The 15380-nt window shown below is 65.3% G+C and carries 13 protein-coding genes and 1 tRNA gene; 5 read left to right on the forward strand and 9 right to left on the reverse strand.

Annotation, left to right across the window (positions count from 1 at the left end; translation table 11 throughout):
* Nucleotides 1–35 precede the first annotated feature (35 nt).
* Nucleotides 36–962 carry an alpha/beta hydrolase family protein gene (locus tag ABEL04_RS03170; protein ID WP_375800934.1) on the reverse strand — a complete coding sequence of 309 codons (927 nt, stop codon included), beginning with the start codon at nt 960–962 and terminating at the stop codon, nt 36–38.
* Between the two features lie 117 nt (nt 963–1079).
* On the reverse strand, nt 1080–1532 hold the full coding sequence (locus ABEL04_RS03175; RefSeq protein ID WP_375800935.1) for a hypothetical protein: 453 nt from the start codon (nt 1530–1532) through the stop codon (nt 1080–1082).
* A 474-nt stretch (nt 1533–2006) separates the two neighbouring features.
* Here ABEL04_RS03175 and ABEL04_RS03180 point away from each other — a divergent pair, with 474 nt between their 5' ends.
* A complete protein-coding gene (locus ABEL04_RS03180) occupies nt 2007–5159 on the forward strand; it encodes a WD40/YVTN/BNR-like repeat-containing protein (protein ID WP_375800936.1) in 3153 nt (1050 codons plus the stop codon).
* A 143-nt stretch (nt 5160–5302) separates the two neighbouring features.
* On the forward strand, nt 5303–5962 hold the full coding sequence (locus ABEL04_RS03185) for a riboflavin synthase (protein WP_375800937.1): 660 nt from the start codon (nt 5303–5305) through the stop codon (nt 5960–5962).
* A 7-nt stretch (nt 5963–5969) separates the two neighbouring features.
* Here the strand turns inward: ABEL04_RS03185 and ABEL04_RS03190 are convergent, their stop codons facing one another.
* A complete protein-coding gene (locus ABEL04_RS03190; RefSeq protein ID WP_375800938.1) occupies nt 5970–7100 on the reverse strand; it encodes a 6-bladed beta-propeller in 1131 nt (376 codons plus the stop codon).
* 111 nt (nt 7101–7211) lie between these two features.
* Between ABEL04_RS03190 and ABEL04_RS03195 the strand changes: the two genes are divergently transcribed.
* Nucleotides 7212–7442, forward strand: a complete 231-nt coding sequence (locus ABEL04_RS03195) for a putative signal transducing protein (protein WP_375800939.1) — start codon at nt 7212–7214, stop codon at nt 7440–7442.
* A gap of 203 nt (nt 7443–7645) precedes the next feature.
* Here the strand turns inward: ABEL04_RS03195 and ribD are convergent, their stop codons facing one another.
* Together ribD and ABEL04_RS03205 are read right to left on the reverse strand one after the other, a co-directional pair.
* Nucleotides 7646–8794: a bifunctional diaminohydroxyphosphoribosylaminopyrimidine deaminase/5-amino-6-(5-phosphoribosylamino)uracil reductase RibD gene (gene ribD / locus ABEL04_RS03200; protein ID WP_375800940.1), complete on the reverse strand. Its 1149-nt coding sequence runs from the start codon at nt 8792–8794 to the stop codon at nt 7646–7648.
* Nucleotides 8791–9489, reverse strand: a complete 699-nt coding sequence (locus ABEL04_RS03205; RefSeq protein ID WP_375800941.1) for a hypothetical protein — start codon at nt 9487–9489, stop codon at nt 8791–8793. The genes ribD and ABEL04_RS03205 overlap by 4 nt, the downstream gene beginning before the upstream one ends.
* Before the next feature lie 349 nt (nt 9490–9838).
* Between ABEL04_RS03205 and ABEL04_RS03210 the strand changes: the two genes are divergently transcribed.
* Together ABEL04_RS03210 and ABEL04_RS03215 are read left to right on the forward strand one after the other, a co-directional pair.
* A complete protein-coding gene (locus ABEL04_RS03210; protein ID WP_375800942.1) occupies nt 9839–10729 on the forward strand; it encodes a lysophospholipid acyltransferase family protein in 891 nt (296 codons plus the stop codon).
* Nucleotides 10730–10774: 45 nt separating this feature from the next.
* Nucleotides 10775–10847 (forward strand) — tRNA-Gln (locus tag ABEL04_RS03215).
* Between the two features lie 285 nt (nt 10848–11132).
* Here the strand turns inward: ABEL04_RS03215 and nagB are convergent.
* The 4 genes from nagB to ABEL04_RS03235 form a co-directional block, all read right to left on the reverse strand.
* Nucleotides 11133–11897, reverse strand: a complete 765-nt coding sequence (gene nagB / locus ABEL04_RS03220) for a glucosamine-6-phosphate deaminase (RefSeq protein ID WP_375800943.1) — start codon at nt 11895–11897, stop codon at nt 11133–11135.
* A 316-nt stretch (nt 11898–12213) separates the two neighbouring features.
* Complete coding sequence (locus ABEL04_RS03225) at nt 12214–13422, reverse strand: AGE family epimerase/isomerase (protein WP_375800944.1); 1209 nt, start codon at nt 13420–13422, stop codon at nt 12214–12216.
* A 115-nt stretch (nt 13423–13537) separates the two neighbouring features.
* The gene (locus ABEL04_RS03230) at nt 13538–14440 is read right to left on the reverse strand and encodes a DUF4434 domain-containing protein (RefSeq protein ID WP_375800945.1); all 903 of its coding nucleotides are present in this window, start codon (nt 14438–14440) and stop codon (nt 13538–13540) included.
* 46 nt (nt 14441–14486) lie between these two features.
* A partial coding sequence (locus ABEL04_RS03235) for a glycosyl hydrolase-related protein (protein WP_375800946.1) occupies nt 14487–15380 on the reverse strand: 894 nt, incomplete at its 5' end.

Here is a 15380-nt window from a genome sequence, read left to right on the forward strand (position 1 = left end):
GTTTGGAGATGTGCAGACGTAGCTTCGCGGTTGCCTCATCGATCCTGGATCCAGGCAATGAGGTCGTCGATCGGGCCGGGTGAGCGGAAGCGATGCCCTACGCCGTCGTACGTCCGGAGGGTTGTGTTGTCGGCGGCAGCGAGGCGGCGCCAGGCGTCGATGGTCCGCCGCAGAGTTTCGCCCGGATACTTCGGGTCGGCGCGGCCCTGCTGGGCAAAGAGGGGCGGCTCCAGCGCCGCCGCGACGCTGTCGATGTTCTGGCTGTGGCGGATCCACTGGCGCCAAAAGGTCGTCCCCGCCCCACAGATGAGCCCGTCCGAAACGGACAGGTCCGCCCGGAGCGAGTCGAACTGTGCACGGGCCCGATCGGCCGTGCAGGTTCCGCTCCCCCCGCGGGCTTCCAACTGGGCCACAAGGAGGGAGTCGATGGCGAGGGCTGGTCCGGCGAGCGACGCGACGCCCATCACGCCCTCGAGACGAGTCGCGGCAGCGGGAGCCACGTTGCCGCCCTGACTGTGTCCCACGAGCACGAGGCGGTCCGCGTCGACCCCGGACTGGCTCCGAAGACGCTCCCCGGCAGCCACGGCGTCCCGCACGAAGTCGAGGACGGTAATTGCCCGGGGATCGCCCCGCCGGACTGCGGGCTGGGTGGTGCGCTTGTCGTAGCGGAGCACGGCAATGCCCTGGCGGGCCATCCGCGTCGCCCACTCCTTGTAGACTGGGGGAGTCCCCGGCCCGTCCTGGCCGATGGGCCCGGAGCCGTGCACAATCACAACGCCCGGCACCAACGCACTCGTGTCGGGCACGAAGAGGGTGCCCGGCAACTCAAGGGTGTCGCTCTCCACAGTCACGGACGCGGACGTGAACGGCGGTGAGTTTTCATCGGAATCCCCCTCGGACGATCCGCTGGTATCGCACCCCACCAGGAGGACGGCGGCCATCATCCCCCACAGGAGAGACACGGGGACGGCATGGATCCGAGGTCTGCAGGGTTGAGGATGCATGAAGACGAAAAACGATCAGCGGATGACTCTCGTGAAGGGTGACGCACTCTCTCGGTGGGTCCGCTCGTCGCCCCGTCAGTCCCCACCGGACGGAGTTGGGTCTCGCGCTGCCTCCAGCGCGTGTTTCAGGGCCTCGGGCTCGTCGGTCCCAATGCGGAGTTGCTCCTCGCCCCGGACCGTCACCTCCACGGCTTGCAGGCCGGACACGTTGTAGAGCCAGCCGTGGTGCGTGTAGCGGATGCCCCACCCGTAGAGTGGGGAATTCCGGACGACCTCGACACTGCCGATGTCGTCAAGGGCGAAGCGCCGCTCCCAGAAGCCCGGCCCGAAATAGAACACCAGTTCCCGATCAGTCACTTTGACCGTCAGACTGGAAAAGAGGACGGCAAGGATTCCGAACGCACTTAGCATCGCGTAGCCGAAGGCCCCGAGTCCTCCCTCGGCCTTAAAGGCGTAGTAGATGAGGGGAAGGGCGACAAGCGTGAGGCCTCCCGTCACGTATCCAACCTGTGTGTGCCTGTATCGCATTGCGTCGGCGAAGTCTGTTCAGGCAGATGAAACCGGCTTTCGAATCGATGCCCGATCCTCAACTACTGGTCCGCCGGTTCGACACGGTGCTCGGCCTCGCACCGTCCGTTTTGACCTTTCTCAAAGTTACGGTCTCGACGACGTTTCTGTTACCGCACACTCCCCTGCCCCTCGACGACGCTCCGCACGTCTCATCCTGTGGGGGCTCTCTCCGCAGCCGAGTGTTCCGCCAGTCGCCTCGGAAGGGGGACCGTCGCTGGGCCCCGACTGGTTGAGGGGCCCCAGAAATGAGGCTGCTGCACTCGTGGGAGGACGGAGCGCTTGACGGGCGAGGTCACGAGAACCATAGCCTGATCCACAGACTGGTTTCCTCTCGCACCGTCGAGGGCACAGTGGACGAGGGCCCGGAACAGACGTGCTCCGGCTCCGGTGCTGTAAAGTGTCTTTCTGCCCCTTGCACAGCTGCCCTCCCCCATGCTTCGTCGGAGCTTCCGCCTCGTTGCTGTTCTCCTGCTCGTTGGGCTCGGGGCGCCCCACGCACTGCATGGTCAGGCGGTCTCCGGCCCGGCCGCTATCGACACCGCCCTCTACCGCGATCTCGATTTCCGGATGGTTGGTCCCACCCGTGGGGGTCGCGTGACAGCTGTTGAGGGCCACCCGGCCCATCCGCACACCTTCTACATGGGCGCCGCCGGCGGGGGCGGCGTGTGGAAGACGACCGACCACGGACAAACCTGGACGAACCTCACGGACGGCGAGGGCTTCCGAAGCACGTCGATCGGGGCCATCGAGGTGCCGGCGTCCGATACCAGCATTGTCTACGTAGGGGGCGGCACGGATGGCATCCGCGCCAACGTGACGACGGGCCGCGGCTTCTACAAGTCCACCGACGCCGGAAAGACCTGGCAGTTCATGGGGCTGGAGGACGCCGGCCAGATCGGGGGCATCGAGGTACACCCTCAGAATCCAGACCGCGTGTATGTTGCTGCCCTGGGTCATCCCTTTGGCAAGAATGAGCAGCGGGGCGTCTTCCGCTCCACCGACGGAGGCGAGACCTGGGAAAAGGTGCTCTATGCGTCCGACTCGACGGGGGCCGTCGACATCGAGTTGAATCCCGCGGACCCGAGTGAGATGTACGCGGCGATGTGGCGTGCCGAGCGCAAGCCGTGGACCATCATCAGCGGCGCCGACAGTCGGGAAGCAAAGGTGGGCCTCTACAAGTCGACCGACGGGGGCAACACGTGGACCCGGCTCGAAAACGGCCTCCCCACCGGCCTCGTCGGCAAAATCAACGTCGCCACCACCTCCGCCGACCCGGATCGGCTCTACGCCCTCGTGGAGGCGCCCGGAGACAAGCAGGGGCTCTACCGTTCGGACGACCGGGGGCAGAACTGGCAGCAAGTGAGCGACACATCGGGCATCATGACGCGCCCGTTCTACTTCACCAACATCACGGCCCACCCGACGAACCCGGACAGAGTGTTCGTCGGAAACGTGCGCTACTGGGTGTCTAAGGACGGGGGGAAAACGTTCGAGACGAAGGAGGTAACGCACGCCGACGTGCACAATCTGTGGATCAATCCCGAACAGCCGAAGATCCGCGTTCAGGGGAACGACGGGGGCGCGACCGTGTCGCTAGACGGCGGACAGACGTGGTCGACCCAGCACAATCAGCCGACGGCCGAGCTCTACCAGGTCAACGTCGACGAACGGGTGCCCTACTGGCTCTACGCGGGGCAGCAGGACAACTCCACCATCGGCGTCCCGAACCTGCCGCCCGCCGAGCCCGCCCCCGCCGGGCCGGAAGGCTGGTGGAAATCCATCGGGGGCTGCGAAACGGGCCCCGCCGTGCCCCAGCCGAACACGCCCGTCGTGTTTGCAAACTGCAAGGGCCGCTTCTCGCGCTTCAACCTCGAGACGGGCCAGGACCAGAAGTACTGGGTCGGCGCGCAGTACATGTACGGCCGCAACCCGGCCAAGCTGGAGTGGCGGTTCCAGCGCGTGGTGCCCATCGAGATTTCGCCCCACGACTCCAGCGTCGTCTACCACGCTTCGCAGTACGTCCACAAGACGACCGACGGGGGCGTGCATTGGACGCAGATCAGCCCGGACCTCACGGCCTTCAAGGACAAGTATCAGATGCGCTCCGGCGGGCCCATCACCAACGACATCACCGGAGAAGAGCACTACAGCACGCTCTACGCCGTGCAGGTGTCGCCCCACGATCCGGACGTCATCTGGGCCGGCGCCAACGACGGGCCGGTGCACGTGACACGCGACGGCGGCGAGACGTGGACGAACGTGACCCCGCCCGACGTGCCGCCCAACGGCCGGGTCGACGCCATCACCGTGTCGCCCCACGAGCCGGGCACCGCCACCGTGGCCCTCCAGCGCCGCCTCCTCAAGGACTTTTCGCCCTACATCTACCGCACCACCGACTACGGGAAGACCTGGACGCGCATCACGGACGGCATCCCGTCGGACTATCCGGTGCGCACGGTCCGTGAGGACCCGAACCGCGAAGGCCTGCTCTACGCCGGGACCGACTTCGGCCTCTTCTTCTCGCTCGACGCGGGCCAGCACTGGCACCCACTCCAGCGCGACCTGCCGGTAACCCCCGTCACCGACATCCGCATTCAGCGCACAGACCTCGCCCTGTCGACGATGGGGCGCAGCTTCTGGGTGCTCGACAACCTGACGCCGCTCTACCAGATGGACGCGCAGGTGACCAAGGCCGACCGGCACCTCTTCACGCCGAAGGACACATACCGCCTGCGGTACGAGGGCGACGAGGACAATGAGGGCAGCCCGAGCGGGCCGGAGTACCCGGAGCCCGGCGCCACGATTGATTTTGCGCTGTCGGAGGTGCCGGACGCCCCCCTCACGCTCGATATTCTGACCCAGGAGGGCGACATCGTGCGCCGGTACGTAGGCACGGCCGCAGAGACGAACAACGGAGCGGCTTCGTCCGACGAACAACGGACCATGGGCGCCCCGCCGGTCCGACCGAGCAGCATCGACACGTTTTCCGTGCACGCCGGTCACAACCGATTTCGGTGGGACCTCCGCTATCCCGGACCGAAGCCGCCCGCGGAGGGTCGGGGGCCGATGGCCGTGCCCGGAACGTACAAGGTGCGCCTGTCGGTCGGCGACTGGAGTCAGACTCGCTCGTTCGACCTGAAGATGGATCCTCGTCTGAAAGCGGCCGGCGTGACGCTGGCTGATCTTGAGGAGCAGTTCTTCTTCAACCGCCGGCTCCAACGTACCATCGGGGAGGCCAAGGCCACGGCCCACACCGTCGACTCGGTGCGAACCCAGATCCGAGAGGCTCATGACGCCGGCGAGATCTCGACAGGCAAGGCCCAGCCCCTCCTTGACCGGCTCAACGATCTGCACGGAAAACTGGTAACATCGGACGAGGGCAGCTATCCACCCCCCATGCTCATCGACCAGTTGAGCTACCTCTCCTGGATGGCGGGGTCCGCGGATCAGGAACTGGGAGAGGATGCCTTCTCCCGCTTCGAGACGCTGCGGGCACGCCTCGATGAAATCCAGGCCCAATGGCAGTCCTTGCGGCAGAAGATTGAGCGGCAGGAACTCAGCTTTCCTGTTTCCGACTCCTCCTGATCCGCCGATCACGGCGGCTTCCCCCTGCTGTCGGCATCAGGCGCCTGCACGAAGCCTCAGGGGGCCGAACGCTCGGAAGCTCCTCGTGCGGGACACCTCCCCTGTGGTCCGCCCGCTTTAGCACCCACCCTCCAGACACGCGCATGTTCACCGGTATCATCGAAGAGGTTGGCACCATCGCCCAAATCGACGACCTCGGGGGCGGCAGACGGCTCACCATCGAGGCCGCCATGGCCCCTGATCTGCAGGTCGATCAGAGCATTTCGATCGACGGAGCCTGCCAGACCGTCGTCGACGTGGCCCCCGACGCCTCCACCTTCGCCGTCGACAGCATCGAAGAAACCCTGCGCAAGACCACCTTCGGCGATCTGGAAGAAGGGGCGCCTGTGAATCTGGAGCGGGCGCTCCAGGCCGGCGACCGGCTTGATGGCCATTTCGTGCAGGGGCACGTCGACGCCACCGGGGTTATTACGACTGTAGAGCAGGAGGAGACGGACTGGCTCTACACGATCCACTTCGACCCGAAGTACGCCTCCTACCTGATTCCGGTCGGCTCCATCGCCGTCGACGGCATTAGCCTCACGGTGGCTCGCCTCGACGGCGATACCCTCACCGTCGCCATCATCCCGCACACCTACGAGGAGACGAACGTGGCGAAGACGTGGACGGAGGGCGCGGCGGTGAACCTGGAGTTTGACCTCATTGGGAAGTACGTGGCCCGCAGCCTCACCGCCAGCGGCGAGACGCCTGATCCCGAAGCTGTAGCGGAAGCGTGGCTGGAGTCCTCCGAAGACGGCCGTTAATCCGGCATCAGTATCGAAGACGAACGACCCGGGGCGCCGTCGCGCGCCCACCGCGGATGCCGTACGCCACGCCGTCTTGAATCGCTCCCCGGCCAAGTTCAATTCCCTTCGGCCACCGGACGACATCAACGAGTTCGCCGTTCTGATCGTACACGTCGGCTTCCGTGTGGTCGGCGGTATCGGCGACGGAGCGCTGCACCCAGAGGTGCCCCTCGGCGTCGAAAAAGAGATCGCCGATGGGCGGCTTGCGATCGGGAACCCCGAAGGGAAGTCCCCCGAGGTTCGTGCCTGCCTGTTCAGCGACCCGCTGGAGATACTTTTTCGTCCTTTCGCGCTCATCGGACGACAACGTCGGTCCCTGCACCGACCGCTCGATGACGTGCAGCGTGTCGCCCGCGGCGTTGAACCGAACGACCTCGTACCGGTCGGTGATAGAAAACGCCCAGTCGCCGCCAGGCGCGTGAGCATGCATGGCACGCGGGCCCATCGGCTGTGGATAGCGCGCGGTTCCGCCCCCTCCTGTCTCAAATTCGAACGCAGGCACGCGATCGTCCGGGGCCTCCGGGACGAGTCGCTTCCGGGCCGTTTCGTTCTCCAATGTTCGATGCCTCCGGACAGTCCGCGAAAGACCACTTTCTCTCCGTTGGCCTCCGACGCTAACCAGACGTCCCTTTTCGTCGAAGGTCGTAGCCGTCATGAGGCCAAAAAACGAGTGCGTCATTCGAATCTGTCCCGCTGGTTTCGCCTGTTGTCCGTCCAGCCGATACCGATTGAACCGACGATTCTGCTCGTCCCGAACCCAGAGATGGCCCTTCGGCCCAAAAGCCGGACAACAGGGCCGGTTCAACTGCCCGGGTCCTTCGCCCTGCCCGCCAATCGAAAACAAATGCGTCCCCTCCGAGTCGAAGACTCGCACCTCGTGCGCCTGTCGATCCGCGACGAAAATCCGGCCCTGTTCGTCCACGGCAATCCCGGAGATCCGACCGAACATGTACGGCTCCTTCCCCTCCGCCACCCCGATTTTGAGATCCACCTCGGCGACGCGGGGCTCCGGACGCGGCGGGTCAGCGCTCTCTTCCTCAGACGCGCAAGCAAGAAGACCGGGTGCACAGATCAGAAAAAGGAGAGCGCGGTTCATGGGAACGACTCGCCTTGGGAAACGAGAGCTCGAAAGGCATAGTAGCGAGAGCCCTATTCGAATTCAACCAAACTCTACGAATACACGTTCTCCCATCACGTCCCGAGACCCGTGACACAGGACCCCTCCAACGCGCTCGTCACCGTTGCCCGTTACGACATGAAAGGCGAGGCCCAACTCGCCAAGGCCCAGCTCGAGGACGCGGGCATCCCCTGCGTGCTCGCGAACGAGGAGCAGTCCGGCCTCGCCATGATGTTCGATGCCGGCCGCAGCGGGGTCCAAGTGAAGGTGGCTGCCGATCAGACCGACGAGGCCCGCGCGGTGCTAGACATCGATCCCTGAGGCTCTCTCCTCTGATCGTCCGGCTCTTTCCTCAGCGGGCCTCGCTTTCGCATCCTCTGCGGTGGTGTCCATGGTGGGGAGCAGGCACATACCCGTAGGGCGGGGAGGTCCCTGGTGAACGCCGACGTGAGACGAAGGGCGTTGAGGGGGACGGGGAGGATTCGGGCGACGGGTAAATCGTCCCGGTTCCGCAGGTGCGAGGACTACACAGGCCGACGGTAGCCGCGCAGGAGCGCGTCCTCCCCTACTGTTTCCCATTCTTGCTCGGCGAACGTGAGGGCGTCGTCCATCTCGGTGATGCCGAGATCGCGCACCGCAGGGATCCCCTCGCCCACCACCTTTGGCGCGACGAAGCAGAAGAAACGGTCCACGAGGTCCTGCCGGAAGAGCGCCGTGGCGAGGCCGGGGCCGGCCTCCACGAGGAGGGACTGGAGCGGTTCGGCGTCCTGGCCCGCGTCGGTCCCGAGGCGCTGGAGGAGGGCCGTGAGGTCGAGGTGATCGTCGGGCGTTTCTGGAATGCGCAGAATCGTTCCCCCAGCCTCGGTCAACCGGTTGGCGTAGTTGGGGCGGGGGCGGTCTTCGCCGACGACCGCGACCGTGTGGGAGGCATGGGCGTCGGTGAAGAGCGTGCGGTCGGGCGGGAGCGTGCTCTTGCGGTCGAGGACGAGGCGCAGCGGCTGCGGGCCGTCGACGTGGCGTACCGTGAGGCGTGGGTCGTCGCTCTCGACGGTGCCGCGGCCCACGAGCACGCCGTCGAGCTCGGCCCGCCAGCGGTGCACGAGTGTGCGGGCGGCCTCGCCGGTGATCCACTGGCTGTGGCCCGTGCGGGTGGCGATGCGCCCGTCCAGCGTCTGCGCGATCTTGAGCGTGACCAGGGGACGGCCGGTTTCGACGTGGTGGAAAAACGCCTCGTTGAACCGGCGGCAGGCCTGCTCGCACACGCCCACCTCTACTGACACTCCGTGCTCCCGCAGCTGGCGAATGCCACGACCCTGCGCAGAGGGGAACGGATCGATCGTGCCCACGACAACCTGCGGGATGTCTTTTTCGATGATGAGGTCGGTGCAGGGCGGCGTCTTGCCGTGGTGGCTGCACGGTTCGAGGTTTACGTACAGCGTGGCGTCTTGGAGCACATCGGGGCCGTGCCGCTGCTCTGCAGACTGGATGACCCGCGCTTCGGCGTGCGGACCCCCGTAGAATTCGTGAGCCTCCTCCCCGAGCACTGTGCCGTCTGGCCCGACGAGAAGGGCCCCCACCATAGGGTTGGGGCTCACTGCCCCGGCGCCCCTACGGGCAAGGTTCAGGCAGCGCCGCATCCGCGGCGCGTGGCTCTCCTCGCCGACGGCACTCACACTTCCTCGATGTAGTCCGGGAGCGGCGAGTCCGTCAGCTGCCATCTGTCAAAGTAGAACTTGGATTCGGACCGGGCGTTCTGATACGGAAGGACGAACCGGCGGGTCGCAGGGGCCGGATGGTCGCGGAAGGCAGTCACGAGCCGGTCCCGCATCGGGGTGGCGGAGAAGAAGCTCCAGTCGTATCCGTCGTGGGCCGGCTCGGGGAAGAACGCAATGTGCGCCGTGTCGAGCAAGGCGCGCAGGGCCTCGACGGTGCGACGCCGTTCCCTACCCGCCACCGCAGTGATCCGTTCCGAGTCGACCGGGGCGCCGGCCGTAACGAGGACGGTTGTGCGGGCGGGAGCGCGGAGGACGCGCCGCACGCTGTCCTGGTCGAGGGCCTCGACGCCGTGCTGCGCCGTGCCTCGTCCCCACCACGAGCGCCCAAGGGCCTCCACCAACGGGGCCACGTAGACGTCGGGGGACCGGAGGGCCGTGAGTCCGACCTGGTCGTCGGCGTGGTTGGTGCCAGCCAGGTAGCCTCGGTAGGCGTCGCGCGTGTCAAGCAAATCCTCGAGCGGAACCGACGGATCTTCCGGTGGGGCCGACCGGTCTGTGCGACGGCGCGCGTCCGGGTCGGCATCCGGCGTGACCGGCTCCAAGAGTGCCGGCTCCTCGTGGAAGTACTTTAGAATGTCTGGCGGATCGGACATGGCCTGGAGAGGAAAGCTCAGGGGTACCCTGTGACGGCTCTCTGGTCACAGACGAGCGCGGCAGGGCATAGGCTTGAGCACCGTTGACGTGTCTTCCGTACGGAGGCCATGGCGGACCGATGCGGAGCGAGGCTAGATTCATCGGATTCCCACCCATGCCTCCTGCGAACCCGACGCGGTCGACCCGCAGAGGATTCCGCAGGAGAAGTCGGCTGACCGGGACGGCACGAAGTGAAGCCCCATCCTCGCTCCTGGCTCTCCCGTCCGATGTCCGGGTCCCTCCGAATCAAAGCCCCTCGTTGGACATAGGCTGCAGTGTCCTCGCCTGTTCATCCAGTCCGCGTATCCCATGCGCTCAGTTTTCGTGTCGCTCTGGGTATGGCTCGCCATCGGAGCCCTAATTGTGCTCTGGGTGCCCGTCATGGTAGTCGCGCGGCTGCTGGACCGCGACCCGGCGCTGTACTACGCCGGGTACACGCTTCGCATCGTGGGGCGGTGCTTCACCTACGTCAATCCGTTCTGGGACATTGAGCTGAACGGCCCCGTCCCCGAAGACCCCCGACACCCGTACATCGTCGTAGGCAACCACTTTTCACAGGCCGATCCTCCCATTATCGCACGGGTGCCGTGGGAGATGAAGTGGGTGGCCAAGAAGGAGCTCTTTGACCTGCCGGTTGCCGGGTGGCTTCTCCGCCTCAGCGGCGACATCTCGGTGGACCGGCGAAGCAAGAAGAGCCGTGCGGAGGTCCTTACGACGGCCCGCGACTACCTCTCAAGGAACTGCAGCGTAATGTTCTTCCCTGAGGGCACACGCTCGCGGGATGGGCAGGTGCACCGGTTTGCCAATGGGGCCTTCCGGCTCGCCCTCAAAGAAGGCGTGCCGGTACTGCCCATCGCCATCGACGGCACCCACGAAGCCCTGCCCAAGCACTCGATCTGGTTCGACCCCGACCCGGAACCGATCCGGGTACAGGTGCTCAATCCGGTAGACGTACGCGGCTGTGCCCCCGACGACGCGCAGGCCCTCCAGCGGCACGTTCGGGCCCGAATTATCCAGCAGATTGCGGAGTGGCGCGGGGTTGAGCTGGCAGAGGTGGATGGGCGTAGCGATACCGAGGCCGCGGCGGCGAAGTGGATCGACGCGAATCCCGGAGAAAATCCTGAGCCCGAGGCCGCATCCCACGGTGAATCGTCCATCAAAGCACCAAGTCCCCCCGGCTCCTCGGAACCGGGCGGATGAGAGAATCATTTCCGTAATCTCAGTGCTCATGCTAGCGGTTCCAATTGCCCAGTAGCTCAATCGGCAGAGCGTCCGGCTCTGGACCGGGAGGCTGGTGGTTCGAATCCACCCTGGGCAACGTCCACCTCGCCCCGCCGACGAGCCGCCCCCGACGACCTCGTCCTTGGGCTATCAACCCGCGGCCCCTCGGAGGCTTGCGTCCAACCTGCTGCGTGCGGGCCCCCGTTTTCCCACCACAGCCTCTCGCCACTCACCCGTTCCAGGTTCCAGTCGTGGAGCCCGTCGGATAAGCTGGGGAGCGCAGCCGCCAGCAGTGCCGGAGGGCACAGAGGCGCTGCGATGAAGGGACAGATCTCTATTCGGAGCGATGGAGCGTTCTGGAGGTGAAAGGAGCCTCCTGCGCCTAGTCCTTTGGTTCGGCGATGCCGTGATGGTGCCGATAGTCGAACTGCGAGGCCGCCTCGTCGTCAACGATCACGTGAGCGGACCGGTGCATCTGCACCATCGAGGCCGGCACCATTGCCGTCAGCGGTTCTTCCAGGGCTTTCTTCATCGCCTGGGCCTTCCGCTCCCCAGAGGCCAGCAGCAGCACCGTCTTGGCCTCCATGATTGTGCCCACGCCCATCGTGATTGCGTACTCCGGCACCATTTCGGGGTCGTCGAAGAAGCGGGCGTTGTCTTCGACGGTTTTGGTGGTGAGGGTTTTGATGCGGGTGCGAGACCCAAGCGAGGAGCCCGGCTCGTTGAACGCGATGTGCCCGTTGGCCCCGATGCCCAAAATTTGGAGGTCGATGCCCCCAGCCTCCTCGATGCGACGCTCGTACCACTGGCAGTGCTCGTCAATGTCGTTGGCCATGCCCTGGGGAATGTGCACGCGGCCGGGATTGACGTTCACGTGGTCGAAGAGGTTTGACCACATGTAGTGGGCGTAGCTCTGCTCGTGCTCGGGGGGCAGGCCCACGTACTCGTCGAGATTGAACGTCGTGACCTTCGAGAAGTCGAGGCCTCGATTCTCATGGGCGTCAATGAGGCGATTGTAGAGGCCCTTCGGCGTGCCGCCGGTGGCAAAGCCGATGACGCTATCGGGCTTTTTGCGAATTTGTTCGGTGACGACCTCGGTAGCCCGGTCGCTCATTGCTTCGTAATCATCGACCACCTCGACGAGCATGGGACGTGAAGGTGCGTATGGGAAAAAAGGTGCGAGGCCTGGAGCACTCTCTCAGCGCAGGCGAAATTTCCTAGGAAGGGCTGTTTCCTTGGGACCTTGAATTTGCTCCAGGCTTGTGAAGGAAGGCGTTTGCTTGGCCCTCCGCAAGGACCAATGCCGATGAAACCGCTTCCAACGTGAGGCTGAGACCGCTTCCAGCGTCCAGTTCAGGCACAACACAAGGCGTTTCTGCTCTGCTGTCCGGCGATCCCGTCGCTTCTTGCTTCCATGCCGGACTGCGCTCCCCAGCCATCGCCATGGAACAGAGAGGGCCGCGCTACGCATCCTCCAAGACGCTCAGTAGTTGCCAGCAGAGCCAGAGCCCCCGCGGCACGTGGAAGCAGCCCTTGTACGGCGCCCCCTTGCACTCGTGGGTCCGCCGTCCTTCCCGGTCGAGGTAGCCGAACCACCCCCCGTGGTCCGGGTCGGGAAAGTGCTCGAATGCGTAGTCGTGGACCTGTTCGAAGGCAACCCAGTCCTCCTCCCGGCCCGTGAGGGCGTAATTGAGGAGGTGCGCGTAGAGGGCCTCGGTGTGCGGCCACCACAATTTCATGAACCACTCGAGCTTCGTGGGCGGCTCCCCCTCGGCGTCGAGAAAATAGAAGAGCCCGCCGTGCTCGTCGTCCCATCCGGTCTCAAATGACCATCGCACGACATCCGCGGCGAGTTTCTGCAGGCTGGGCCGGTCTAGGCGCTGGGCCCAGTGCTGCAAGAACCACCCCGCTTCGATGGCGTGGCCGGGATTGAGGAGGCGGCCCTCGCTTCCCTCTAGCGGCGTCCCGTCTGGCCGCACGTTTTCCCGGACGAGCCCTGCGTCGGGGTCGACGTGGCGCCGGATGCGTTCGATGCACTCGTCGATTTCCACGGAGTACGCCTCCGCATCGTCCCCCGCCACCACCTCGATGAGGTTGAGCAGAATCATCGGGACGGCGAGTCGCTGGGCCTCCGGCTGGCCCTCGTGGACGGGGCGTCCCACCTCCGACCAGTCGTACGCCCATGCCCAGATCTGCTCCAGCATCGATTTTGCCTCGTCCAGCAGGTCCGGCCGGTCGGCGGCGTGGGCGACCCCGGCCAGGCCCATGACGTAGAAGCACTCGGAGAAAATTTTCCGCTGCTGGTAGATGGGCTGCCCGTCGCGGGTGAGGGAGAAGAAGACCTGCCCGTTGGGCCGGAGGGCGTGCTCGCGCAGGAACGCGACGCCGCGTTCCGCAATGTCGAGCCATTCGTCGCGGGGCTCAACCTCCCGGTACAGCGTGCTGAAGATCCAGGCCTGCCGTCCCTGTAGCCAGCTGTACTTGGTGGTGTCGTAGACCGTCCCGTCGCGGTCCAGACAGTTGACGTAGCCCTCGTGCTCGGGGTCTGGGGAGTGGGTTTCCCAGAACGGGATCACGCGCTCGAAGAGCTCCGTCTCGTAGCGCTGCCGGTAGCGGGCAAGGGTGGTTCGGCGGTCCGGGGAGGGTGAAACGAGATCAAACGTTGGAAGCATGAAGCTGCAAAGTTGTCGTGGTTTCGTATTGCGTGGTGCGTATTGCGTATCTCGTGATCTCCCTCCGAACGCAATACGGAATCCGAAATACGCAATACGACCCGTAGAATCTAGGTCACCCCTCGATCCACTCCCGATACCTCTGGTGCAGCCGCCTCGCTGCCGGGTGGTCCGCATTCGGGCTCAGAAAGTGCGAAAACTCGAAGGTGATGAGCTTGTCCACGTTCGCCGCGGTGGCCTGCTCGATCTTGTAGCGGAGCTTGCGGAAGTCAATGGGCGGAAACTGGATGTGCACGTCGCGGTCGAAGGTCTCGACGTTGCTCCAGCTCGTGAGGCCATACCGGGCTGCCAGCTTACGATTCGCCTCCAGGTAACGGGGCAGATCGGTGAGTGCGACGTTGCCGTCCTGGAACGCCACGATGTCGACGTGGTCCTGGATGCGCGCGAACACCTGCTCCCAGGTGGCCACGTGCTCGGCTAAGCCCAGGGCCTCCTCGCCAAACTGCTTGGGCCCTCTGATGTAGGGCGACATGAGAATGGGGACGTCCTTGAGCCCGCGGAGATGGTCGGCCAGCTCTTCGTAGACGACCATCTGGTCCTCGTCGTAGGCGTTGATCTCGTGGCTGATGTACCACCCGGCAAAGGCGTCCCGGTCGCCGTAGCGGTCGACGACCTCGGCGCAGAAGTTCTTATTGATCGCCACTTCGGTGCGGTAGTCACCCTCATCCCAGAACGTCCCCGCGTCGTAGGTCCCGAAGAAGAAGTTCATGTCCCGCATCCCCGCCTCCGTCAGGAAAAGATCGACGAGGTCCGTGTAGGCGGGGAGCATGTCGCGATGCCCGTTCAGCACGTCCGAGTCGAAGGTGGCGCGGTTGCGGTACCCGGCCCGGATGAGGATGACGGTGTCGATGCCTACCTGCTGCATCGCGTCGAAGTCGCGCCGCCACTCGTCCGGCCCCCAGTTCTGGGACGGGATGTCGTGGGTGATCTCGTCGAGAAAGGTGCCGGTGATTTTCATGCGTGAGGCGTGAGGACGTGATGCGTGAAGCGGACCGGGAATCAAACTATCGGAGAAGCACGGTCCGGATCTGGTGAGGGTCGAGCGTGAGGAGAAGCTGGTCGTCGGTCAGGGATCGGGCCTCTGAATCGTCCCACGTTTCGTGGAAGTCGGTGGGGCACCACTTTTCGGTCGGAAAATCGAGCGTGACGGTCACGCCCTGGGTCTCCTCACTTCGGTTGACGAGGCGGAGGACGCAGGTGTCGTCTTCGTCGGCGGGCCGAAATGCGGACAATTCGACGGCGGGGTTGTCGAGGTGCAACAGACTGCGACGGCGGGGATGCTTGGCGTCGCCCTCAACGTACGGGAGGTGCGGCATCTCGCGTGCCCAAGCGGGATGGGCGAAGGTGCGGCCGTGGCGAGCAGCTTCGGTCCGCGCGACCGGCCCAGTCCCGAAGGCCAGGTGCGCCTCCATCTCGCGGAGGCACTGCGCACCGGGCGTGGGAATGGAGGGCCCGGCCTGACAGTCCCGGATCCGCCCGCCCTCCACCGACAGCATCCCGACGGCCCGGTGCAGCGTGACGGCCACGTGCGTATCGTCCTCGGGATTCAGCAACTCGTATTCGGGCAAGCCGCGGTTGGCGATCCAGGTGCGGTGCTCGTCGCCCTCGACAATCACGAAGTCGCCCTGGTGCTGCGTTGGATAACTGAGCTCCCCGGGGTAGCCGCTGTGCCGCTCCGGCGCGTCTTCGGGCGTGAGCACCTCCGGCTTCGTCCGCTCGGCGAGGCGGAAGTGCCCGTCGGCCTGGGCGGTGCGGGTGGTGGTTCCAGTCGGCAGGACGGCGCGGAGGCGGCCGTTGCGGGCGGTGTTCTCGTACTGCACGTGGAGGCCCACCGACCGGTGCGGCGTGAGCCACACGTCCGTCGTCACGTCGAGAGCCGTGGCTCCAGTGGGCTGCTC

Source organism: Salinibacter sp., from assembly GCF_042218895.1.
In the GTDB taxonomy this organism is placed as follows: domain Bacteria; phylum Bacteroidota; class Rhodothermia; order Rhodothermales; family Salinibacteraceae; genus Salinibacter.

What these genes read in the sequence shown, in the direction of transcription:
- ABEL04_RS03175 (WP_375800935.1), bottom strand. Translation starts at nt 1,532, where the DNA reads ATGCGATACAGGCACACACAGGTTGGATACGTGACGGGAGGCCTCACG.
- ABEL04_RS03180 (WP_375800936.1), top strand. Translation starts at nt 2,007, where the DNA reads ATGCTTCGTCGGAGCTTCCGCCTCGTTGCTGTTCTCCTGCTCGTTGGG.
- ABEL04_RS03185 (WP_375800937.1), top strand. Translation starts at nt 5,303, where the DNA reads ATGTTCACCGGTATCATCGAAGAGGTTGGCACCATCGCCCAAATCGAC.
- ABEL04_RS03190 (WP_375800938.1), bottom strand. Translation starts at nt 7,100, where the DNA reads ATGAACCGCGCTCTCCTTTTTCTGATCTGTGCACCCGGTCTTCTTGCT.
- ABEL04_RS03205 (WP_375800941.1), bottom strand. Translation starts at nt 9,489, where the DNA reads ATGTCCGATCCGCCAGACATTCTAAAGTACTTCCACGAGGAGCCGGCA.
- ABEL04_RS03210 (WP_375800942.1), top strand. Translation starts at nt 9,839, where the DNA reads ATGCGCTCAGTTTTCGTGTCGCTCTGGGTATGGCTCGCCATCGGAGCC.
- nagB (WP_375800943.1), bottom strand. Translation starts at nt 11,897, where the DNA reads ATGCTCGTCGAGGTGGTCGATGATTACGAAGCAATGAGCGACCGGGCT.
- ABEL04_RS03225 (WP_375800944.1), bottom strand. Translation starts at nt 13,422, where the DNA reads ATGCTTCCAACGTTTGATCTCGTTTCACCCTCCCCGGACCGCCGAACC.
- ABEL04_RS03230 (WP_375800945.1), bottom strand. Translation starts at nt 14,440, where the DNA reads ATGAAAATCACCGGCACCTTTCTCGACGAGATCACCCACGACATCCCG.